25 protein-coding genes and 1 tRNA gene are annotated in these 21,811 nt (G+C 66.2%); 18 read left to right on the top strand and 8 right to left on the bottom strand.

The window, feature by feature from the left end; translation table 11 throughout:
- Positions 1–6: 6 nt before the first annotated feature.
- From rplF to QZH52_RS07515, 13 genes are all read left to right on the top strand, one after another.
- The gene (gene rplF, locus QZH52_RS07575; RefSeq protein ID WP_301806221.1) at positions 7–540 is read left to right on the top strand and encodes a 50S ribosomal protein L6; all 534 of its coding nucleotides are present in this window, start codon (positions 7–9) and stop codon (positions 538–540) included.
- Positions 541–554: 14 nt separating this feature from the next.
- Positions 555–920, top strand: a complete 366-nt coding sequence (gene rplR, locus QZH52_RS07570; protein WP_286522277.1) for a 50S ribosomal protein L18 — start codon at positions 555–557, stop codon at positions 918–920.
- 18 nt (positions 921–938) lie between these two features.
- Positions 939–1,457 (top strand): 30S ribosomal protein S5, encoded by a 519-nt coding sequence (rpsE, locus tag QZH52_RS07565; protein WP_028250822.1) that lies wholly within the window; start codon positions 939–941, stop codon positions 1,455–1,457.
- A gap of 11 nt (positions 1,458–1,468) precedes the next feature.
- The gene (gene rpmD / locus QZH52_RS07560; protein WP_286371091.1) at positions 1,469–1,651 is read left to right on the top strand and encodes a 50S ribosomal protein L30; all 183 of its coding nucleotides are present in this window, start codon (positions 1,469–1,471) and stop codon (positions 1,649–1,651) included.
- 21 nt (positions 1,652–1,672) lie between these two features.
- Complete coding sequence (rplO, locus tag QZH52_RS07555; RefSeq protein WP_286506519.1) at positions 1,673–2,104, top strand: 50S ribosomal protein L15; 432 nt, start codon at positions 1,673–1,675, stop codon at positions 2,102–2,104.
- 26 nt (positions 2,105–2,130) lie between these two features.
- The gene (secY, locus tag QZH52_RS07550) at positions 2,131–3,441 is read left to right on the top strand and encodes a preprotein translocase subunit SecY (protein WP_286506520.1); all 1,311 of its coding nucleotides are present in this window, start codon (positions 2,131–2,133) and stop codon (positions 3,439–3,441) included.
- Positions 3,442–3,515: 74 nt separating this feature from the next.
- Positions 3,516–3,629 (top strand): 50S ribosomal protein L36, encoded by a 114-nt coding sequence (gene rpmJ / locus QZH52_RS07545; RefSeq protein WP_038201958.1) that lies wholly within the window; start codon positions 3,516–3,518, stop codon positions 3,627–3,629.
- Between the two features lie 24 nt (positions 3,630–3,653).
- Positions 3,654–4,019, top strand: a complete 366-nt coding sequence (rpsM, locus tag QZH52_RS07540) for a 30S ribosomal protein S13 (protein WP_286371094.1) — start codon at positions 3,654–3,656, stop codon at positions 4,017–4,019.
- A 9-nt stretch (positions 4,020–4,028) separates the two neighbouring features.
- A complete protein-coding gene (rpsK, locus tag QZH52_RS07535; protein ID WP_009124825.1) occupies positions 4,029–4,433 on the top strand; it encodes a 30S ribosomal protein S11 in 405 nt (134 codons plus the stop codon).
- 132 nt (positions 4,434–4,565) lie between these two features.
- Positions 4,566–5,189: a 30S ribosomal protein S4 gene (gene rpsD, locus QZH52_RS07530; RefSeq protein ID WP_286521997.1), complete on the top strand. Its 624-nt coding sequence runs from the start codon at positions 4,566–4,568 to the stop codon at positions 5,187–5,189.
- 125 nt (positions 5,190–5,314) lie between these two features.
- Positions 5,315–6,304, top strand: a complete 990-nt coding sequence (locus QZH52_RS07525; protein WP_093382585.1) for a DNA-directed RNA polymerase subunit alpha — start codon at positions 5,315–5,317, stop codon at positions 6,302–6,304.
- A 105-nt stretch (positions 6,305–6,409) separates the two neighbouring features.
- Positions 6,410–6,811 carry a 50S ribosomal protein L17 gene (gene rplQ, locus QZH52_RS07520; RefSeq protein WP_286521998.1) on the top strand — a complete coding sequence of 134 codons (402 nt, stop codon included), beginning with the start codon at positions 6,410–6,412 and terminating at the stop codon, positions 6,809–6,811.
- A gap of 18 nt (positions 6,812–6,829) precedes the next feature.
- A tRNA-Met gene (locus QZH52_RS07515) sits at positions 6,830–6,906 on the top strand.
- 168 nt (positions 6,907–7,074) lie between these two features.
- On the opposite strand, the gene QZH52_RS07510 is transcribed toward QZH52_RS07515, so the two are convergent.
- The 6 genes from QZH52_RS07510 to QZH52_RS07485 all read right to left on the bottom strand — a co-directional run bounded on the left by QZH52_RS07510 (position 7,075) and on the right by QZH52_RS07485 (position 14,056).
- Positions 7,075–7,470 (bottom strand): RidA family protein, encoded by a 396-nt coding sequence (locus tag QZH52_RS07510; protein WP_301806098.1) that lies wholly within the window; start codon positions 7,468–7,470, stop codon positions 7,075–7,077.
- Positions 7,467–9,086 (bottom strand): benzoate-CoA ligase family protein, encoded by a 1,620-nt coding sequence (locus QZH52_RS07505; RefSeq protein ID WP_301806096.1) that lies wholly within the window; start codon positions 9,084–9,086, stop codon positions 7,467–7,469. The genes QZH52_RS07510 and QZH52_RS07505 overlap by 4 nt, the downstream gene beginning before the upstream one ends.
- On the bottom strand, positions 9,083–10,276 hold the full coding sequence (locus QZH52_RS07500) for an acyl-CoA dehydrogenase family protein (protein ID WP_301806095.1): 1,194 nt from the start codon (positions 10,274–10,276) through the stop codon (positions 9,083–9,085). Before QZH52_RS07500 ends, QZH52_RS07505 begins: the two co-directional genes overlap by 4 nt.
- Positions 10,277–10,281: 5 nt before the next feature.
- Entirely contained in the window at positions 10,282–11,136 is an 855-nt protein-coding gene (locus QZH52_RS07495) for an enoyl-CoA hydratase family protein (protein WP_286534332.1), read from the bottom strand.
- Positions 11,133–11,609, bottom strand: a complete 477-nt coding sequence (locus tag QZH52_RS07490) for a MarR family winged helix-turn-helix transcriptional regulator (RefSeq protein WP_286534330.1) — start codon at positions 11,607–11,609, stop codon at positions 11,133–11,135. The genes QZH52_RS07495 and QZH52_RS07490 overlap by 4 nt, the downstream gene beginning before the upstream one ends.
- A gap of 89 nt (positions 11,610–11,698) precedes the next feature.
- Positions 11,699–14,056 carry a bifunctional salicylyl-CoA 5-hydroxylase/oxidoreductase gene (locus QZH52_RS07485; protein ID WP_301806087.1) on the bottom strand — a complete coding sequence of 786 codons (2,358 nt, stop codon included), beginning with the start codon at positions 14,054–14,056 and terminating at the stop codon, positions 11,699–11,701.
- 105 nt (positions 14,057–14,161) lie between these two features.
- Between QZH52_RS07485 and QZH52_RS07480 the strand changes: the two genes are divergently transcribed.
- Positions 14,162–15,433 carry a class I SAM-dependent methyltransferase gene (locus QZH52_RS07480; RefSeq protein WP_301806084.1) on the top strand — a complete coding sequence of 424 codons (1,272 nt, stop codon included), beginning with the start codon at positions 14,162–14,164 and terminating at the stop codon, positions 15,431–15,433.
- Positions 15,434–15,444: 11 nt separating this feature from the next.
- Positions 15,445–15,768: a DUF1840 domain-containing protein gene (locus QZH52_RS07475; RefSeq protein WP_286522006.1), complete on the top strand. Its 324-nt coding sequence runs from the start codon at positions 15,445–15,447 to the stop codon at positions 15,766–15,768.
- Positions 15,769–15,906: 138 nt separating this feature from the next.
- Here the strand turns inward: QZH52_RS07475 and QZH52_RS07470 are convergent, their stop codons facing one another.
- Complete coding sequence (locus QZH52_RS07470; RefSeq protein ID WP_301806082.1) at positions 15,907–16,920, bottom strand: Bug family tripartite tricarboxylate transporter substrate binding protein; 1,014 nt, start codon at positions 16,918–16,920, stop codon at positions 15,907–15,909.
- 99 nt (positions 16,921–17,019) lie between these two features.
- Positions 17,020–17,454, bottom strand: a complete 435-nt coding sequence (locus tag QZH52_RS07465; RefSeq protein WP_301806080.1) for a MarR family winged helix-turn-helix transcriptional regulator — start codon at positions 17,452–17,454, stop codon at positions 17,020–17,022.
- 235 nt (positions 17,455–17,689) lie between these two features.
- Between QZH52_RS07465 and QZH52_RS07460 the strand changes: the two genes are divergently transcribed.
- The 3 genes from QZH52_RS07460 to QZH52_RS07450 all read left to right on the top strand — a co-directional run bounded on the left by QZH52_RS07460 (position 17,690) and on the right by QZH52_RS07450 (position 21,811).
- On the top strand, positions 17,690–18,757 hold the full coding sequence (locus tag QZH52_RS07460; RefSeq protein ID WP_301806078.1) for a substrate-binding domain-containing protein: 1,068 nt from the start codon (positions 17,690–17,692) through the stop codon (positions 18,755–18,757).
- A 211-nt stretch (positions 18,758–18,968) separates the two neighbouring features.
- Positions 18,969–20,486: an amidase gene (locus QZH52_RS07455; RefSeq protein ID WP_301806076.1), complete on the top strand. Its 1,518-nt coding sequence runs from the start codon at positions 18,969–18,971 to the stop codon at positions 20,484–20,486.
- 98 nt (positions 20,487–20,584) lie between these two features.
- A complete protein-coding gene (locus QZH52_RS07450; RefSeq protein ID WP_301806074.1) occupies positions 20,585–21,811 on the top strand; it encodes an urea ABC transporter substrate-binding protein in 1,227 nt (408 codons plus the stop codon).

Genomic DNA, 21,811 nt, shown 5'->3' with positions numbered 1-21,811 from the left:
ACTGAAATGTCCCGAGTAGGAAAAATGCCGGTCGCCATCCCCGCAGGCGTGGATGTGTCGATCAAGGAAGACCAGATCAGCGTCAAGGGTTCGGGCGGTTCGCTCAGCCTGGCCCGCAACGCCCTGGTGAAAGTCGCCAACAACGACGGCAAGCTGAGCTTCGAGCCCGCCAACGATTCGCGTGAAGCGAATGCGCTGAGCGGCACGATCCGCCAGCTGGTGAACAACATGGTGGTCGGCGTGACCAAGGGCTTCGAGAAGAAGCTCAACCTGGTCGGCGTGGGCTTCAAGGCCGCGGCGCAAGGTTCCAAGCTGAACCTGCAGGTCGGTTACTCGCACCCGGTCAACAAGGACATGCCGCAAGGCATCACGGTGGCAACGCCGACCCCGACCGAAATCATCATCAAGGGTGCCGACCGCCAGCGCGTCGGCCAGGTCGCCGCTGAGATCCGTGCCATTCGTCCGCCAGAGCCCTACAAGGGCAAGGGCATCCGCTACGCGGACGAGAAGATCACGATCAAAGAGACCAAGAAGAAGTAAGGGGCAGCAAAATGATGTTGACCAAAAAAGCACAGCGCCTTCGCCGCTCGCGCCAGACCCGCATCCGCATTGCGACGCAAGGCGTGGCGCGCCTGACGGTGAACCGCACCAACCTGCACATCTACGCCACCGTCATCTCCGACGACGGCTCCAAGGTGATTGCCAGCGCATCGACGGCCGAAGCCGAAATGCGCACCGCACTGGGCGCATCGGGCAAGGGTGCCACCGCAGCCGCGGCCACCGCCATCGGCAAGCGCATCGCTGAAAAGGCGAAGGCAGCCGGCGTCGAGAAGGTCGCCTTCGACCGCGCAGGTTTCGCCTACCACGGCCGCGTCAAGGCGCTGGCCGAAGCGGCCCGCGAAGCCGGCCTGCAGTTCTAACCGGACACGAGATTCAAAATGGCAAAGATTCAGGCAAGAACGCAGAACGAAGGCCCCGAGGACGGTCTGCGCGAGAAGATGATCGCGATCAACCGCGTCACCAAGGTGGTGAAGGGTGGTCGTATCCTCGGTTTCGCAGCACTCACCGTGGTCGGTGACGGCGACGGCCGCGTCGGCATGGGCAAGGGCAAGTCCAAGGAAGTGCCCGCTGCAGTGCAGAAGGCAATGGAAGAAGCCCGTCGCAACCTGGCCAAGATTTCGATCAAGAACGGCACGCTGCATCACCGCGTGACGGGCCACCACGGCGCCGCCTCGGTGGTCATGATCCCGGCTCCCAAGGGTACCGGCATCATCGCCGGCGGCCCGATGCGCGCCGTGTTCGAAGTCATGGGCATCACCGACATCGTGGCCAAGAGCCATGGTTCGTCGAACCCCTACAACATGGTCCGCGCCACCCTGGACGGCCTGAAGAACTCGACGACCGCGTCAGAAGTCGCTGCCAAGCGCGGCCTGACCGTCGAAGAACTCTTCGCCTGAGGAGCAGCAACATGACGCAACAACAAACCGTCAAGGTGCAATTGGTCAAGAGCCCGATCGGCACCAAGGAATCGCATCGCGCCACCGTGCGCGGCCTGGGCCTGCGCAAGCTCAACAGCGTGAGCGAGCTGCAGGACACGCCCGCAGTGCGCGGCATGATCAACAAGATCAGTTATCTGGTCAAAGTGCTCTAACCGGCACCGAGAGAGACGCATATGGAACTCAATGGCATCAAGCCGGCCGACGGCGCCAAGCATGCAAAGCGCCGTGTCGGTCGCGGCATCGGCTCGGGCATCGGCAAGACCGCAGGCCGCGGTCACAAGGGTCAGAAGTCGCGTGCGGGCGGTTTCCACAAGGTGGGCTTCGAAGGCGGTCAAATGCCTCTGCAGCGCCGTCTGCCGAAGCGCGGCTTCAAGTCGCAACTGCTCAAGTACAACGCTGAAGTCACGCTGACCGCTCTCGAGCAGCTCGGCCTGGCCGAAGTGGACCTGCTGGCACTGAAGCAAGCCGGTCTCGTGGGCCAGATCGCCAAGGTCGTCAAGGTCATCAAGACCGGCGAACTGACCAAGGCCGTCAAGCTGACGGGCATCGGTGCGACCGCGGGCGCCAAGGCCGCGATCGAAGCCGCCGGCGGCAGCATCGCCTGAACACCCTGGACTGAAAGAAGTTCTTCGTGGCAACCAACGCGGCAACGCTCGCAAAAACAGGCAAGTTCGGTGACCTCCGTCGCCGGCTCGTCTTTTTGCTGCTCGCGCTCGTGGTCTATCGCATCGGAGCTCACATTCCGGTGCCGGGCATCAACCCGGACCAACTGGCGCAGCTGTTCCAAGGTCAGCAGGGCGGCATCCTGAGCCTGTTCAACATGTTCTCGGGCGGTGCGCTGTCGCGCTTCACCGTGTTCGCGTTGGGCATCATGCCGTACATCTCCGCGTCGATCATCATGCAACTGATGACCTACGTGGTGCCGACCTTCGAGCAGCTGAAGAAGGAAGGCGAAGCCGGCCGGCGCAAGATCACGCAGTACACCCGCTACGGTGCCCTGGCACTGGCCCTGTTCCAGTCCTTCAGCATCGCTGTCGCGCTCGAGTCCTCGGCCGGCCTGGTCATCGCACCCGGTTTCGGCTTCCGTATCACGGCCATGGTCAGCCTCACGGCCGGCTCGATGTTCCTGATGTGGCTCGGCGAGCAGATCACCGAGCGTGGCCTGGGCAACGGCATCTCGATCCTGATCTTCGCGGGTATCGCGGCGGGGCTTCCGAACGCCATCGGCGGTCTGGCTTCGCTGGTGACCACCGGTGCGATGAACCCGATCGTTGCGCTCTTCATCATCGCGGTGGTGGTCCTGGTGACCTACTTCGTGGTGTTCGTCGAACGCGGCCAGCGCAAGATCCTCGTGAACTATGCGCGGCGCCAGGTCGGCAACAAGGTCTACGGCGGCCAGTCGTCGCACCTGCCGCTGAAGCTGAACATGGCCGGCGTGATCCCGCCGATCTTCGCTTCGTCGATCATCCTGCTGCCGACCACGGTGGTGGGCTGGTTCAGCACCGGCGAGAGCATGCGCTGGATCAAGGACATCGCGAGCGCGCTGCAGCCGGGTCAACCGATCTACGTGCTGCTGTACGCCACCGCGATCGTGTTCTTCTGCTTCTTCTACACGGCGCTGGTGTTCAACAGCCGCGAAACCGCCGACAACCTGAAGAAGAGCGGTGCGTTCATTCCGGGTATCCGCCCGGGTGACCAGACCGCACGCTATATCGACAAGATCCTGGTTCGACTGACGTTGGCCGGCGCGGTGTACATCACCTTCGTCTGCCTGCTGCCGGAGTTCCTGATCCTCAAGTACAACGTGCCGTTCTATTTCGGCGGCACGTCCTTGCTGATCATCGTGGTCGTGACGATGGACTTCATGGCCCAGGTGCAGAACTACATGATGTCGCAGCAGTACGAGTCGCTGCTGAAGAAAGCCAACTTCAAGACATCGTAGTCACGGGTCTTTGAGCGCAACGAATTTTCAGGCGAATGGTTCGCCGAGTTGAACAAGAGTTTTAGGAGAATGAAATGAGAGTTTCGGCTTCGGTCAAAACCATCTGCCGTAATTGCAAGATCATCCGCCGCAAGGGTGTGGTGCGTGTGATCTGTACCGACCCGCGCCACAAGCAGCGCCAGGGTTGATTGTTAGAGATTTAGAGGACGCACATGGCACGTATTGCTGGCATCAACATTCCGCCGCACAAGCACGCTGAAATCGGCCTGACCGCCATTTTCGGCATCGGTCGCACTCGCGCACGCAAGATCTGCGAAGCGAGCGGCATCGACTATGCGAAGAAGATCAAGGATCTGACCGACGCCGATCTCGAGAAGATCCGCGACCAGATCGCTCTCTTCACCATCGAAGGTGACCTGCGTCGCGAGACGACGATGAACATCAAGCGCTTGATGGACATCGGCTGCTATCGCGGCTTCCGTCACCGTCGCGGCCTGCCGATGCGCGGCCAGCGCACGCGCACCAATGCCCGCACCCGCAAGGGTCCGCGCAAGGCAGCGCAGTCCCTGAAGAAATAAGGATAGACCATGGCTAAAGCTCCCGCCAACAACGCGGCGCAACGCGTTCGCAAGAAGGTCCGCAAGAACGTTGCGGACGGCATTGCACACGTGCACGCCTCGTTCAACAACACGATCATCACGATCACCGACCGCCAGGGCAACGCCCTGTCGTGGGCATCGTCGGGTGGTCAGGGCTTCAAGGGCTCGCGCAAGTCGACTCCGTTCGCTGCGCAGGTCGCTTCCGAAGTCGCCGGCCGCGCTGCGGTCGAGCAAGGCATCAAGAACCTCGACGTGGAGATCAAGGGCCCGGGCCCCGGTCGCGAATCGTCGGTGCGCGCCCTGGCTGCGCTCGGCATCCGGATCAACTCCATCGCCGACGTGACCCCGGTGCCGCACAACGGCTGCCGTCCGCAGAAGCGCCGTCGCATCTAAGGCGACAGCGCCCGGCGCAGCCTGCTTCACGGCGGCTGCGCATTTTTTGTTTTTATCGAAGCCCACCGCCGCCGGCACGCCGCCGATGGCTCCCGCAGTTCCGCTGCGGCAGATGACACAGAAGGAAATCACGTGGCACGCTACCTCGGCCCCAAGGCCAAACTCTCCCGCCGTGAAGGCACCGACCTGTTCCTGAAGAGCGCCCGCCGCTCGATCCAGGACAAGTCGAAGTTCGACTCCAAGCCCGGCCAGCACGGCCGCACCTCGGGTCAGCGCACCTCCGACTTCGGCCTGCAACTGCGTGAAAAGCAGAAGGTCAAGCGCATGTACGGCGTGCTCGAGAAGCAGTTCCGCCGCTACTTCGAGGAAGCCGATCGCCGCCGTGGCAACACCGGCGCGAACCTGCTGTTCATCCTCGAATCGCGCCTGGACAACGTCGTCTATCGCATGGGCTTCGGCTCGACGCGCGCCGAAGCACGCCAGCTGGTGTCGCACAAGGCGATCACCGTGAACGGCCAGTCGGTCAACATCCCGTCGTACCTGGTCAAGACCGGCGACGTGATCGCTGTCCGCGACAAGTCGAAGAAGCAGACCCGCGTGGCCGAAGCGCTGCAGCTGGCCGCCCAGGTGGGCATGCCGGCGTGGGTCGACGTCAACGCCGACAAGGCGGAAGGCACCTTCAAGAAGGTCCCCGATCGCGACGAATTCGCTGCCGACATCAACGAATCGCTGATCGTCGAACTCTACTCGCGTTAAACAGAGGATAACGAGGCGCTTTGCGCCTCGTCCTTGTCATTTTTGTTCCCGCCGGGGCTGCGCCCCGCGGGCGCTTCACCAGCCTTACCGGTGTAACGAGCCGGGGGTATTGAGAGGAAGTCTGCATGCAAACAACCCTGCTGAAACCCAAGACCATCCAGGTCGAGCAACTCGCGCCCAACAAGGCGAAGGTCACGCTCGAGCCGTTCGAGCGCGGCTACGGCCACACGCTCGGCAATGCACTGCGTCGCGTCCTGCTGTCGTCGATGGTCGGCTATTCGGCCACCGAAGTCACGATCGCCGGCGTGCTGCACGAGTACTCGTCGATCGATGGCGTGCAGGAAGACGTCGTCAACATCCTGTTGAATCTCAAGGGCGTGGTGTTCAAGCTCCACAACCGCGATGAAGTCACGCTGAGCCTGCGCAAGGACGGCGAGGGCCCGGTCACCGCTTCGGACATCCAGACGCCGCACGACGTCGAGATCATCAACCCCGACCACGTGATCGCCCACCTGTCGCAAGGCGGCAAGCTCGACATGCAGATCAAGGTCGAGAAGGGCCGCGGCTACGTGCCCGGCACGATGCGCCGCTACGCCGACGAGCCTACCAAGTCGATCGGCCGGATCGTGCTGGACGCTTCGTTCTCGCCGGTCAAGCGCGTGAGCTACACGGTCGAAAGCGCCCGTGTCGAACAGCGCACCGACCTCGACAAGCTGCTGGTCGAAATCGAGACCAACGGTGCGATCACCGCCGAAGACGCGGTCCGCGCCTCGGCCAAGATCCTGGTGGAACAACTGGCTGTGTTCGCCCAGCTCGAAGGCGGCGAACTCGCGGCGTTCGACGCCCCGGCACCGCGCAGCGCCCAGCAGTTCGACCCGATCCTGCTGCGCCCGGTCGACGAACTCGAACTCACGGTGCGTTCGGCCAACTGCCTGAAGGCCGAGAACATCTACTACATCGGCGACCTGATCCAGCGCACCGAGAACGAGCTGCTCAAGACCCCGAACCTGGGTCGCAAGTCGCTCAACGAAATCAAGGAAGTGCTCGCCTCGCGCGGCCTGACCTTGGGCATGAAGCTCGAGAGCTGGCCGCCGGCCGGTCTCGATAAGAGATAATTGAGGATAACAAGGCCTCCTTCGGAGGCCTTGAACTTCTGATTTAGGTGAACGTTCAGTACCTGATACGGCTGGACGAATTTAAAAGGTAAAGGAAAACACACCATGCGTCACGGTCACGGACTCCGCAAACTCAACCGCACCAGCTCGCACCGCCTCGCGATGCTGCAGAACATGATGAACTCGCTCATCGAGCATGAGGCCATCAAGACCACGCTGCCCAAGGCCAAGGAACTGCGCCGCGTCATCGAACCGATGATCACCCTGGCCAAGAAGCCGACGGTCGCCAACAAGCGCCTTGCCTTCGACCGCCTGCGCGACCGCGACATGGTCGTCAAGCTGTTCGGCGAGCTCGGCCCGCGCTACCAGGCACGTCCCGGCGGCTACACGCGCATCCTGAAAATGGGTTTCCGCGTCGGCGACAACGCGCCCATGGCCCTGGTCGAACTGGTCGATCGCCCCGAAGTGACAGAATCTTCGGACGACTCGCAAAACGCCGCAGAATAGTATATAATTCCATCTTGCCGCGCGATGGAGCAGCCTGGTAGCTCGTTGGGCTCATAACCCAAAGGTCGCAAGTTCAAATCTTGCTCGCGCAACCAAATTCCCGACAACCCAAAAAGGGCTGTCGACGAAGCAAAAAAGCCCACTTTCGAGTGGGCTTTTTTGTTTTTGGCTTTCTTGGAAATCGCGGACCCCGCGATGCCGCGGGTCCTTCGTGAAACACCGCGGAACCGGCTCCACCGGCCCGCAGGTGTCGCCCCCCAGAATCAGTCCGGAATGACCGCCGTGACCTCGATCTCGACCTTGGCCCGCGACTCGACCAGCCTGGCCACCTGGACGCAGGTCATCGCCGGGAAATTGCGGCCCACGGCCTCGCGGTAAACCGGCCCCAGCTCGCCGAGGCGGCTGTTGTACTCGTCGCGGTCGGTGATGTACCAGGTCATGCGCACCATGTGCTCCGGACCTGCGCCGGCTTCGCGCAGCACCTCGACGATATTGCGCAGCGCCTGGCCCGTCTGCGCGATGAAATCGTCGGTCTCGAATTGTTGCTGCGAATTCCAGCCGATCTGGCCGCCGACGAAGATTTGCGTGCCGCGCGCGGCGATGCCGTTCGCATAGCCCTTGGGGGGCAGCCAGCCTGGAGGTTGAAGGTGCTTGATCATGTCATTTGCCTCAATTTGAATCTCTGGAGTTTTCCGGTCTCGGTGCGTGGCAGGTTGGCCACGAAGGTGATTTCTCGCGGGTATTTGTACGGTGCGATCGTGGCCTTGACGTGCTCCTGCAGCGCCTTGGTCAGTGCGGCGTCGCCCGTGTGTCCGGGCTTGAGCACGCAGAACGCCTTGACGATCATGCCGCGCTCTTCGTCGGGCTTGCCGATCACGCCGCATTCGGCCACCGCCGGATGCTTGAGCAGCGCATCTTCGACTTCCGGGCCGCCGACGTTGTAGCCGGCGGTGACGATCATGTCGTCGGCGCGTGACTGGTAGAAGAAATAGCCGTCCTCGTCCTCGACGAAGGCGTCGCCGGGGTAGTTCCAGCCGTCGCGCACGTAGTCCGCCTGGCGCGGGTCGTCGAGGTAGCGGCAGCCCACTGGCCCGATGATGGCCAGCTTGCCGACCGTGCCGCGCGGCACCTCGCGCCCTTCGTCGTCGACGATCCTGGCCGTGAAGCCGGGCACCGCCTTGCCGACTGCCCCGCGCCGGACCTCGTCGCCGGCCGCCGAGATGTAGATGTGGAAGACCTCGGTGCCGCCGATGCCGTCGACCATCTCGAGGCCGGTGGCCTGCTTCCACAGCTGGCGGGTGGCGTCGGGCAGGGCCTCGCCGGCGCTCACGCTGATGCGCAGGCTGGGCACGCCCGCGGTCTTGGCGAAGGCGGCCATCTGGCGATAGAAGGTGGGCGCCGTGTAGCAGATGGTGGCGCCGATCGCGCGGATCACCTCGACCATGCTCTCGGGCGTGTAGCTCTTGTCGTGGAAGTACACCGAGGCGCCGGCCCACATCGGAAACACCAGCAGGCCGCCGAGCCCGAAGGTGAAGGCCAGCGGCGGCGATCCGATCACGATGTCGTCGCTGCGCGCCTTGAGTACGTGGCGCGGCCAGGTCTGGCACATCGCCAGCACGTCGCGGTGCGTCGTGACCGGGGCCTTGGGCTTGCCGGTGGTGCCCGAGGTGAAGGCCAGCAGGGCGATGTCGTCGGCCGCCGTCGGACAGGCCGGGAAGACGCCGCTCTTGGCCGCCGCGCGGGTGGTCAGCGAGTCGGGTGCGTCGAGCCGGTTGAAGGCGACGATGGTGCGCAGCACAGGATGCGCACGCTGCGCGGCCTCCAGTTCGTCGAGCAGCTTGCCCTCGCAGAGCGCGACGGTGGGCTGCGCCTTGTCGATGATCTCGCCGAGTTCCTTGGCGCGCAGGAGCGGCATGGTTGCGACCGCGACCATGCCGGCCTTGACCACGGCCAGCCACGCCAGCGCCATCGAGATCGAATTGCCGCCACGCAGCAGCACCCGGTTGCCCGGCACCAGGCCGAGGTCCTCGGTCAGCACCTGGGCGATCCGGTTGACCTCGAGGGCCGACTCGGCATAGCTCAGCGTGCGGCCCGGGGAGCGCAACATCGGCCGGTCGCCGAAGCCCCGGTCGACCGCCTTGTCGAGCAGTTCCTCGACCAGGTTCAGCCGGTCGGGCAACTGCAGCTCGGGCAGGTCGTAGCGGAAGATCGGCAATTGATCGGCCGGCGGCAGGCGGTCATGCACGAAACGATCGGTCTGCGCGCTGTAGCTCATTTTTGCCTCAAGACGGCCTTGCCGATGATCAGTTGCTGGACTTCGGTTGCGCCCTCGTAGATGCGCAGCGAACGAATGTCGCGGTAGAGGCTCTCGACCTTGGTCCCGACCTTGACGCCGAGGCCGCCGTGCATCTGCAGCGCCATGTCGATCACGCGGCTGGCGTTCTCGGTGGCGCACATCTTGGCCATCGCGGCGGCGGCGGTCAGGTCGCCGACGGCAGGTGCTCCGCGGCGCTCGCTGTCGTCGCGCATCCAGGCTGCGCGGTAGGTCAGGAGCGCGGCGCTGTCGATCAGCGCCGCCATCTCGCCGAGCTTGGCTTGGGTGAGCTGGAAATCGGCCAGGGTCTGGCCGAACATCTTGCGCTTCTGGGCATGCTGGATGGCTTCGGCGAGGGCTCGCCGCGCCATGCCGAGCGCCGCACCCGCCACCGATGCGCGGAAGATGTCGAGCGTGCGCATCGCCAGCTTGAAGCCGCCGTTGAGCTCGCCGAGCTGGGCCGTGCGCGGCACCGTGCAACCGTCGAAGCGCAGGGTCGCGAGCGGATGCGGCGCCATCACCTCGATGTGGGCCGAGGTGTCGAGACCGGGCGTGCTGGCGTCGACGATGAAGGCGGTGATGCCGCGCGAGCCGGCGGCCGGATCGGTCTTGGCGAAGACGCAGTAGAAATCGGCGATGCCGCCGTTGCTGATCCAGGTCTTCTCGCCCGTGAGGCGCCAGCCGTCGGCGGTCGGCTCGGCGCGCATCGCCATCGCGCCGACGTCGGAGCCGGCCTCGGGCTCGCTGAGCGCGAAGGCGGCGATCTTGTCGCCGCGTCCGACCGGCACCAGGTAGCCGGCCTGCTGCGCGGCGCTGCCGGCGAGCGTGATGGCGCCGCTGCCCAGCCCCTGCATCGCGAAGGCGAAATCGGCCAGCGGCGAGTGGAAGGCGAGCGTCTCGCGCAGCAGCACCAGTGCGCGCGAGTCGAGGCGCTCGAGCGCGCCGCCCGAGGCGGCGGGCACGCAGTAGCGCAGCCAGCCGCCGTCGCCGAGCCGGCGTACCCAGTCGCGGCAGGCGGCGCGGTCGTCGCGCTCGTCCACCGATTGCGCCGCCGCCCAGGGCAGCAGGTCGCGCGCGAGGGCGCGGTGCGCCTCGTCGAAGAAGGGCAGCGCGAGATGCGCCGTCGAAGGGTCTACAGCGGATGCGGCCATCTCGATCAGTCTCCCTGGAAGGCGGGCTTGCGCTTGGCCGAGAAGGCCTCGTAGGCGCGCTTGAAGTCTTCTGTCTGCATGCAGATCGCCTGGGCCTGGGCCTCGGCCTCGATCGCCTGGTCGATGGTCATCGACCATTCCTGCGACAGCATGGTCTTGGTCATGCCGTGGGCGAAGCTCGGGCCTTCGGCCAGGTCGCGGGCGACCGCGGTGGCGGCGGCGAGCAGGGCGTCGCTGTCGTGCAGGGCGTTGAAGAAGCCCCAGGCCTGGCCCTCCTGCGCGGTCATCGCGCGGCCGGTGAACAGCAGCTCGGAGGCGCGGCCCTGGCCGATCACACGCGGCAGCAGGGCGCAGGCGCCCATGTCGGCGCCGGCCAGGCCGACCCGCGTGAACAGGAAGGCGGTCTTGGTCGCGGGCGAGCCGTAGCGCAGGTCGCAGGCCAGCGCGATCATGGCGCCGGCGCCGGCGCAGACGCCGTCGATGGCGCCGACGATCGGCTGCGGGCAGTGGCGGATCGCCTTCACGAGGTCGCCGGTCATGCGGGTGAACTCGAGCAGCTCGGGCATCGTCATGCGGGTCAGCGGGCCGATGATCTCGTGGACGTCGCCGCCCGAGCAGAAATTGCCGCCGGCGCCCGTGACCACGATCGCCTTGACGTCGGTGGCGTAGTTCAGCGCCCGGAACAGGTCGCGCAGCTCGCCGTAGGAGTCGAAGGTGAGCGGGTTCTTGCGCTCCGGGCGGTTCAGGGTGATGGTGCCGACGCCGGCCTCGAAGGCCCACGAGAAATGCTCGGCCTGGTAGCCGGCCTTGGGTTCGAACTGTGCGCGCATGGGACTCGTCGCGCCGATGTAGTGCTTCATAGGGCCTCCGCCATTTGTTGATGCGAGTGCTGCTTGACCTTGCCGAGCAGCTTGTGGAGCTGGTTGATTTCTTTCGGGCTCAGCGACGCGAAGGCGTCGCAGATCCAGGCTTCGTGCTGTTGCGCCATGTCGTTGAAGAGCTTGCGTCCGCGCGCCGTGAGGCGCACCCGCCAGGCGCGGCGGTCGCCAGCGACATCGACCCGCTCGACCAGGCCCTCGGTGACCAGCTGGTCGGTGATGCCGGTGACGTTGCCGCCCGTGACCATCATGCGGCGCGACAGCTCGTTCATCTTGAGTCCCTCGGGCGAACGTTCGAGCTGCGACATCAGGTCGAAGCGCGGCAAGGTGGTGGCGAACTGCTCGCGCAGCTCGTTGCGCACCTGCTTCTCGATCAGCTGGGTGCAGGTCAGCAGGCGCAGCCAGAGCCGGAGCTCGTCCGGGTGCTCGCTGTGGGCGCGTGCTTCGAGGTCCATGTCAGTGCCCGCCCGGCCGCCCGAAGGGCACTGAGCGCCCCCTCGGGGGGCAGCGATACGCAAAGCGATGAGCGTGGGGGCTTTTCATTTCATTGCTCCTCTTCGGCCGCGCGCGGAGCGGCCGCCAGCGCCGCCGCCAGCTGCTGCTGCTTGGCGATCTCGCGGTACATCTGGTCGCGCCCGCTCAGGTACTGCTTCGGCCAGTCGACATCGCGGCTCTGCAGCTTGGCCGCCTCGTGCAAGGTCCAGGCCGGATCGGCCAGGTGCGGCCGGGCGATCGCGCAGAGGTCGGCACGGCCGGCCGCGATGATGCTGTTGGCCTGGTCGGCGTCGGTGATGGCGCCGACCGCGATGGTCGAGATGCCGACTTCGTTGCGGATCCGGTCGGCGAAAGGCGTCTGGTACATGCGGCCATAGACCGGCTTGGCGGCCCGGGTGGTCTGGCCCGAGGAGACGTCGATGAAGTCGGCGCCGGCTTCCTTGAAGGCGCGAGCCATGGCCACCGCGTCGGCGTCGGTGTTGCCGCCCGGCGCCCAGTCGTGGGCCGAGATGCGCACGCTCATCGGGCGCTCGGCCGGCCAGGCGGCGCGCATGGCGCGGAACACCTCGAGCGGGTAGCGCAGGCGGTTCTCGAGGCTGCCGCCGTAGTCGTCGGTGCGCAAATTGGTCAGCGGGCTCAGGAAGGCCGACAGCAGGTAGCCGTGGGCGCAGTGCAGCTCGAGCCAGTCGAAGCCGATCTCGGCGGCGCGGCGGGTGGAGGCAACGAACTGGTCGCGCATCTGGTCCATTTGCTCGCGGGTCATCGCCGCCGGCAGCTGGTTCTGCTCGCCGTACGCCAGCGCGCTGGCCGACAACAGCGGCCAGTTGCCGGAGGCGAGCGGCTCGTCGGTGACTTCCCAGCCGAGCTGGGTCGAGCCCTTGGGACCGCTGTGGCCGAGCTGCATGCCGATCTTGGCGCTCGACTGCGCATGGACGAAGTCGACGATGCGCTGGAAGGCCGCCTGCTGGGCGTCGTTGTAGAGCCCGGTGCAGCCGGGCGTGATGCGGCCCTCGGGCGTCGGGCTGGTCATCTCGACCATCACCATCGCGGCGCCGCCCAGCGCGCGCGCGCCCAGGTGCACCAGCAGGAAGTCCTGCGGCACGCCGTCGACCGCGCTGTAGGTGGCCATGGGCGAGACGACGATGCGGTTCTTGAGCTCGAGGCCGCGCACCTTGAGCGGCATCAGCATCGGTGCGATCGGCTTGCCGCCCGACAGCCACTGCTCGTAGCCGCCCAGCCACTGCGTGTCGCGCAGCCGCAGGTTCTCGTGGCTGATGCGCTGCGAGCGCGTGAGCAGCGAATAGGCGAACTGCTCGATCTCCATGCCGGTGTAGCGCGGCACGTTCTCGAACCATTCGGTGGAGTTGCGCGCCGCGTTCTGGATCTTCAGCACCTCGACGCTGCGGCGGGCCTCGTAAGCCTCGAGCACGGGGTCGATGTCGCCGCCGCTTTCGAACTCGTTGGCGAGGTCGATCGCGTCTTCGAGCGCCAGTTTGGTGCCGGAGCCGATCGAGAAGTGCGCGGTGTGGGCGGCGTCGCCCATCAGCACCACCGGCACCGTCCGGCCGTCGACCTCGATCCGGTGCGTCCAGTGGTTGCAGACCACGCGCGGGAAGCGGATCCAGTTGGCCGAGCCGCGCAGGTGGGTGGCGTTGCTGATCAGCGCGTGGCCGCCCAGGTATTTGGCGAACAGCTTCTCGCAGAAGGCGATGGCCTCGGGCTGCTCCATCTTGTCGAGCCCGTGGGCCTGCCAGACCGCCTCGGGCGTCTCGACGATGAAGGTCGAGGTCTTGTCGTCGAACTGGTAGGCGTGGGCCTGGAACCAGCCGTGCTCGGTCTGTTCGAAGGCGAAGGTGAAGGCGTCGAAGGTCTGGTGGGTGCCGAGCCAGACGAAGCGGCACTTGCGCAGGTCGATGTCGGGCTGGTAGACCTCGGCGTAGCGCTGGCGGATGCGGCTGTTGAGCCCGTCGCTGGCGATCACGAGGTCGGCCTTGTATTGCGCCGCCAGGGCCTGGTCGTCGGTGGCGTCGGTCTCGAACACCAGGTTGACGCCGAGCTCGAGGCAGCGCTCCTGCAGGATGTTGAGCAGCCGCTTGCGGCCGATGCCGCAGAAGCCGTGGCCGCCCGAGCGCACCTGCCGGCCCTTGAAGAAGACCTGGATGTCATCCCAGTGATGGAACTCGTTGCCGATCAGCTTGGCGGTCGGCGCGTCGGCCGCGGCCAGGTTGGCCAGCGTCTGGTCGCTCAGCACCACGCCCCAGCCGAAGGTGTCGAACGGGCGGTTTCGCTCGATCACCGTGATCTCCAGCGAAGGCTCGCGGGCCTTCATCAGCAGCGCGAAGTAGAGCCCTGCGGGGCCACCGCCGATGCACAGCACGCGGCGAAGATTCGGGGTAAAGCTATTCATGGATAAATAGTTTAGACATAAACGATCTCGTGTCAACCATGGGAAGCCCGAAGTTCCATGACCCTGCGGTTGACGGGGCCGTTTCCACTGGCAAGAATGTTCTGTATGCAAAGCCTGATACCGAAGATCGAGTCCCAGCTTTCCTCGCTGTCCGTTCCCATCGCGCTGCAACTCCCCGATGGCCGGCAGGTCGCCAAGGCCGGCGCCCGGGTCACCCTGGCCTTCAAGGACTGGTCCGAACTGGCCAAGCTGGGGCGACGCCAGATCGGCGCCATCGGCGAGGCCTATGTGGAGGGCCGGGTCCAGATCGAGGGCGCCATGCGCGACCTGATCGATGCCGCGGTCGGGCTGCTGCCCGGCAATCCGGCCGAGACCAACACCGGCTGGTGGAGCCGCCTGCAGCGCCGCGCCAAGTCGCGCGGCTCGCATTCGCTGGGCAAGGACGCGGCCCAGATCGAATTCCACTACGACGTCTCGGACGATTTCTACGCCCTGTGGCTCGATCCGCGGCGGGTCTATTCGTGCGCCTACTTCCGTGACACGGACATGACGCTGGCCCAGGCCCAGGAGGCCAAGCTCGACCACATCTGCCGCAAGCTGATGCTGAGGCCGGGCGAGCGCTACCTGGACATCGGCTCGGGCTGGGGCGCGCTGCTCATGTGGGCGGCCGAGCACTACGGCGTGGATGCCACCGGCATCACGCTGTCGAAGAACCAGCACGCCCATGTGCAGCGCCTGATCGACGAGAAGGGGCTGCAGGGCCGGGTTCGGGTCGAGCTGCGCGACTACCGGCAGCTTGACGACGCCCAGCCCTTCGACAAGATCTCCTCGGTGGGCATGTTCGAGCATGTGGGCAGCGCCAACATGGGGACCTATTTCCGCAAGCTGCATGCGCTGCTGGCGCCCGGCGGGCTGGTGATGAACCACGGCATCACTTCGGGCGGGCTCGATTACCGGCAGCTCGGCGCCGGCATGGGCGACTTCATCGAGAAGTACATCTTCCCGGGCGGCGAACTGCTGCACGTGACCCACGTGCTGCGGGAGACCGCGGCGGCCGGGCTCGAGATGGTCGATACCGAGAACCTGCGGCCGCACTACGCGCGCACGCTGTGGGCCTGGTCCGACACCCTGGAGGCCCGGCTCGACGAGGCGCGCCAGGTGCTGCAGAAAAGCGGCGGGCGCCAGGCCGAGAATGCCGAGCGGATCCTTCGCGCCTACCGGCTCTACCTGGCCGGTTCGGCGATGAGCTTCGAGCAGGGCTGGATATCGCTGCACCAGATGCTGTCGACCAAGCCCGACGGCCAGGTCGACGCGCGGTCGCTGCGCGGCGCGCAATCGGAGTACCCTTTCAACCGCGACTACATCTACAACAAGTAAAGAGAGGCTTCATGCTGTATCGATTCCAATCGCGGGCGACGCCCCCCTTCGTGATGCTCGAGGTGAACGCGCGTCAGTTGTTCGAGATCATCGGCCGGGCGCCGGCCCCGAAGGGCGTGATCACGACCGACCAGATGCCGGCCGCCATCGCGGCACTCGAGGCCGCCATGGCGCGCGAAGGCGAAAACCTCCACAACGCCGACGCCTACGCGGTGGAAGGACACGACAACGAGGCCGAGAAGCAGCACGTCGGCCTGCGCCAGCGGGCGACGCCCCTGCTTCACATGCTCAAGGACTCCCTGGCCGACGGCAAGGACGTCATCTGGGAGGTGTAGCTCGCCCCCAGGTTGCCCGGCACTTCGTGTCCGGGCGCCCACCCCCTGCCGGGGGCAACACCAGCGGCCCGGCAAAGCCGGTTCCGCGGTGCTTCACCAACGAGGGCCGGCCTTCGGCGGCCCTGCATTCAGCGGCGGTCAGTCGACCTTTGCGCCGGACGCCTTGACGACCTTCGCCCACTTGACGTGCTCGGCGTCGATCAGCTTGGCGAAATCGGCCGGTGAATTGCCGCTCGGGATCGCGCCCTGGGCGACCAGCTTTTCTTTGACGGCCGGGGAGTTCAGCGCCTTGGCCACCTCCTGCTGGACGCGGTTGACGATGTCCGGCGGCGTGCCCGCCGGCGCCAGCAGGCCGAACCAGGAGCTGGCCTCGTAGCCCTTGAGCGCGGGGCCGCCGGCTTCCTCGACAGTGGGCACGTCGGGCAGGGCCGGCGAGCGCTGGGCGCTGGTCACGGCCAGCGCCTTGAGCTTGCCGCCCTTGATCTGCTGCATCGAGGAGGGCAGGTTGTCGAACATCACGTCGGCGTTGCCGCCGACCATGTCCATCAGGGCCGGACCCGAACCGCGGTACGGGATGTGGGTCATGTAGCTGCCGGTCATGCTCTTGAACAATTCGCCCGCCAGGTGGATCGAGGTGCCGCTGCCGCTCGACGCCATGTTGAGCTTGCCGGGGTTGGCCTTGGCGTACTTGACGAAGTCGGCCACGTTGTTGATGTTCAGGGCGCGGGCCTTGTCGACGTTCATTTCCATCACGTTGGGCACCGCCGCGACCAGCGTGATCGGCACGAAGTCCTTGATCGGGTCGTAGGGCAGCTTGGGGTAGAGCGCCCGGTTGATGCCGTGCGTGCCGACCGTGCCCATGAGCAGCGTGTAGCCGTCGTTCGGCGCCCGGGCGACGATCTCGGCGCCCACGTTGCCGCCGGCGCCGGCGCGGTTGTCGACGATGAACTGCTGGCCGAAGGCCCTCGACAGCTCGGGCGCGACGGCGCGCGCGAGGATGTCAGTGGTGCCGCCGGGGGCGAAGGGCACGACGATGCGCACCGGCTTGGTCGGCCAGCTGCCCTGGGCGGCCGCGGGGCCGGCCAGCCAGAGGGCGGCCGCGGCCGCGGTGGCGACCAGTGCGGCGCGGCGCGGAAGTCTGGGAGTGGACATGCGTTCCTTCGGCGATCGGGGAGGGGCCGTGCGGCCTGCACGCTTTGTACAGAAGAAGCGCAGGCCCCGGCGCTGGTACAAACCCCGGCTGCGAACGCCTCAATGCACCTCGCACTCGTCGATGAAGTTCTCGAGCAGCTTCTTGAGCTGGCTGGTCTTGCGCGGCCCGAGCGCCTCCTCGATCACGCCGTGGTGCGCGTCCACGCTCTTCTTCAGGCGCGAGACGGTCTCGAGGCCGAGGTCGCTGATGTAGACCAGCACGCGGCGGCTGTCCTTGGCATCGGCGGCGCGCTGCACCAGGCCACGGCTGACCAGCTTGTCGATGTTCTTGGTCAGCGCAGGGTGGTTCAGGAGCACCGCCTCCGCCAAATCGCCCATCGAGCGCCCCTGCTCGTCGGCCAGCACCTGCAGGATGCGCCAGTGTTCCTCGGTCACTTCCTCCGCCGCGATGGATTGGGCCAGCCCGATGCGCATGCGCCGGTTGGCGGCGGCCAGCAGATAGGCCAGGTATTGGGAGATGTCTTGTTCGGGCATGGGGTGCGGCGACGGCCGGCGTCTTGTTGTATCTGCCTGCATCTTATCGGCGATCACTTTCCTTGGAAAGCATTGGCGCGGTTTTTGCGACACTGCTCTCCCTGTCGCCATCTTGGTGCATTGCCCGGGAGCTTCGATGTTTTCATCCCCTGGACCGGTTCCTCCGCATTCCGGCGCCTCCCTGGCGGGCGCCGCCGCCCGTCGGCCGCAGCGCCCCCGCGCGCCGGCGGGTTCTGTGCAGGCCTCGCTGCTGGGGCGCCAGGAGCTCAACATCGCGCTGTGTGTGCCGCTCGGCGGGTCGGCCGGCCTGTGGGGGCCTTCGGCGCTCGCCTCGGCCAAGCTGGCGGTGGTCGAGCTCAATCGGGAGGCCGGCGTCGGCGGGCGCGCCTGCCGCCTGCTGACGGTCAACGCGGCGGACGACGCGCCCGATATCGAAGCCACGCTGATCGAATTGGTGCAGGCGGGCGACATCGACGCGATCATCGGCATGCACACCAGCGCGGTGCGCCAGCGCATCCTCCGCGCGGTGGGCGGCGAAATTCCCTTCGTCTACACGCCGCTCTACGAAGGCGGGGAGTCGACGCCGGGCGTCTTCGCGATCGGCGAGACCACCGCGCGCCAGCTGCAGCCGGCGATCCGCTGGCTGGGCCAGCGCAAGCGACCGCGACGCTGGTTCGCGATCGGCAACGACTACGTCTGGCCGCATGTGTCGCATCGCATGGCGCGCGGCTATATCGCCGAGGCCGGCGGCGAGCTGGTGGGCGAGATGTACGTGCCCTTCGGCACCACCGACTTCGCCGAAGCCCTGGACGCGCTGCGCCTGAAGCGGGCCGACGCGGTGCTGCTGTCGCTGGTGGGGCAGGATGCGATCGAGTTCAACCGGGCCTTCGGCCGGGCCGGCCTGTCGCGCGCCATGCTCAGGCTCTCCAGCGCCATCGGCGAGAACGAGTTGCTGGGCATCGGCGCCGACAACGCCGAGGACCTCTTCATGACCTGCGGCTATTTCGCCAGCCTCGACACCGAGGCCAACATCGCCTTCAAGGAGCGCTACCGCGCGCATTTCGGCGAGAGGGCCCCGACGCTCAACACCTTCGGCCAGTCGACCTACGAGGGCCTGCATTTCCTGGCGGCGCTGTTGGACCGCGGCCTGGACGCCGACGGCGCCCCACGGCGACTGGGCGAGGCGCCGATGGCCTACCGCAGTGCGCGCAACGCGGCCTACGAGGGCGGCGGCGTCATACGCACGCCGATCTACCTGGCGCGCGCCGAAGGCAACGCCTACCGGGTGATCACCCAGCTCTGAACCCGCTCCCAGCGCCCGGTCGGGTGTCCATTTTATTTTCCAAGGAAAAGAAAATGCTTGACTTGGAAAGTATCTACATTCCAGAATGGAGGCGCGACGAGGTTGTGGCGTCCCGCTCCCGAGGGGATGCTGCCGGCCTCGCCGCGCAGCCGTGCGGCAGCCCTCCCAGAGGCTTGCCGGCGCCCAGTCAACGAAGAATCCGGAGTCCGCCATGGCCATCAAACGACCCACCCTCGATCAGCTGCAGGACGTTGCGCTGAGCCTGGGCATCCACCTGTCCGAATCGCAGGCGAGCAGCTACAACGCGCTGCTGCAGGCCAACTTCGACGCCTACGACGTGGTCGACGCGATGCCCGACTACCAGCCCACGGTGAGCTATGCGCGCACCCCGGGCTACCGTCCCGGCGGCGAGGAGAACAAGTACGGCGCCTGGTACGCCAAGACCACGATCAAGGGCAAGCCCGAGGGCAAGCTGGCCGGCAAGACCGTGGTGCTCAAGGACAACGTCTGCCTGGCCGGCGTGCCGATGATGAACGGCGCCTCCACGCTCGAGGGCTACGTGCCGAACGTCGATGCCACCGTGGTCACGCGGCTGCTCGACGCCGGCGCGACCGTGGTCGGCAAGGCGGTCTGCGAGTACTTCTGCTTCTCGGGCGGCTCGCACACCAGCGCCTCCGGGCCAGTCCACAACCCGCACCGCATGGGCTACTCCGCCGGCGGCTCGTCCTCGGGCTGCGCGGCGCTGGTGGCGGCCGGCGAGGTCGACCTCGCGATCGGCGGCGACCAGGGCGGTTCGATCCGCATGCCGGCCTCCTACTGCGGCATCTACGGCATGAAAGCCACGCACGGGCTGGTGCCCTACACCGGCGTGATGCCGATCGAACTCACGATCGACCACACCGGCCCGATGACCAACAACGTGACCGACAACGCGCTGATGCTCGAGGTGTTGGCCGGCCCCGACGGGCTGGACCCGCGCCAGCATGCGGGCCAGACCGCGAAGCCCTACAGCGAGCTCATGAAGGACGGCGTGCGCGGCCTGCGCATCGGCATCGTGAAGGAGGGCTTCGGCTGGCCGCAGTCGGATCCGGCGGTCGACGCCAAGGTGCGCAAGGCGGCCGAGGTGTTCGCAAAGCTGGGCGCGGTGGTCAGCGAGATCTCGCTGCCGATGCACCGCGTGGGCCCCGCGATCTGGCTGCCGATCGCGGCCGAGGGCGCGACCCAGCAGATGATGAAGGACAACGGCCACGGCTTCAACTGGAAGGGCCTGTACGTCACCAGCATGGTCGATTTCCACGCGGGCTGGAAGCAGCGTGCCGACGAACTCTCGGAGACGCTCAAGCTCACGATGGTGCTGGGCGAGTACTTCATCCAGCATTACCGCGGCCACTACTACGCGAAAGCGCAGAACCTGGGCCGCCAGCTCACCGCGGCCTACGACAGCGCCCTGTCCGATGTCGACTTGCTGCTGATGCCCACGCTGCCGCTCACCGCCACGCCGCTGCCGCCGGCCGGCGCGCCGGTGGAGGAGGTGATCTCGCGGGCCTTCGAGATGTTGCCCAACACCTGCCCCTTCGACGTCACCGGCCATCCCTCGATGAGCATCCCCTGCGGCCTGGTCGACGGCCTGCCGGTCGGGATGATGCTCAGCGGCCGCTTCTACGACGAAGCCACGATCTACCGCGCCGCCTATGCCTTCGAGCAGGCCGGCGACTGGAAGGCGATCTGACGATCCGACGCCTTCGACCATTTCCCTTCCTGCGTTTCCCTGCCTTTCTCAAAACACAGCGGGCGGCTGCGCCCGCCCACCCAACGAGGAGTAGTTCCATGGATCGTCGTTCCTTCATCCGGTCTTCGGCCGCGGCCCTGGCCGGCACCGCCATCCCCATGCTTCCGACGGCCGCCCTGGCTGCCGACGAGATCGTTGTCGGCAGCATCATCGACATGTCCGGGGGGCTGGACATCTACGGCAAGCCGATGGCCGACTGCATGACGCTGGCGGTCGAGGAACAGAACGCGGCCGGCGGCCTGCTGGGCAGGAAGATCAGGCTCGCCACCTACGACCCGCAGTCGAACATGCAGCTCTATGCGCAGTTCGCGCAGCAGTCGGCGCTGAAGGAGAAGTCGACGGTCGTGATGGGTGGCATCACCTCGGCCTCGCGCGAGGTCATCCGCCCGGTGCTCACCCGCAACAAGACGCTCTACTTCTACAACACGCAGTACGAAGGCGGCGTCTGCGACCGCAACACCTTCTGCACCGGCGTCACGCCCGGCCAGACCGTGGCCAAGCTGGTGCCGTATGCGATGAAGAAGTGGGGCAAGAAGGTGTACGTGGTCGCCGCCGACTACAACTACGGCCAGATCACCTCGCAGTGGGTGAAGAAGTTCGTGCAGGACAACGGCGGCTCGGTTGCCTCGATAGACTTCTTCCCGCTGGACGTCACCAACTTCGGCCCCACCATCTCGAAGATCGAGGCGGCCAAGCCCGACATGATCATCTCGGCGCTGGTGGGCGGCGCCCACATCTCCTTCTATCGCCAGTGGGCCGCCGCGGGCCTGACGAAGAAGATCCCGCTGGCGTCCACCACCTTCGCCGGCGGCAACGAGCAGATCGTGCTGTCGCCGGCCGAGGCCGACGGCTTCCTGGTCTCGTACAACTATTTCCAGAACCTCGACACGCCCGAGAACAAGGCCTTCAAGGAGCGCTTCTACAAGCGCTTCGGCGCCGACTATCCGAACATCACCGAGCTCGCGATGGGCACTTACCAGGGCTTCAAGCTCTGGGCCGAGGGCGTGAAGAAGGCCGGCTCGATCGACCGCGACAAGATGATCGCGGCGCTCGAGTCGGGCATCAGCATCGACGGGCCCAGCGGCAAGGTCTCGCTGGACCCGGAGACCCACCACTGCGTGCTGAACGTGAGCATCGCCGAGGTTCGCAACAAGCAGCTCAACATCGTCGAGACCTTCCAGCAGCAGCCGCCGGTGGACACCAGCGCGGTCTGCAACCTCAGGAAGAATCCGAAGGACAACCAGCAGTACGTGATCAAGGTCTGA

The organism is Variovorax ginsengisoli (assembly GCF_030486595.1).
GTDB lineage: Bacteria > Pseudomonadota > Gammaproteobacteria > Burkholderiales > Burkholderiaceae_C > Variovorax > Variovorax ginsengisoli_B.
This window is presented reverse-complemented; position numbering and strand designations above follow the sequence as displayed.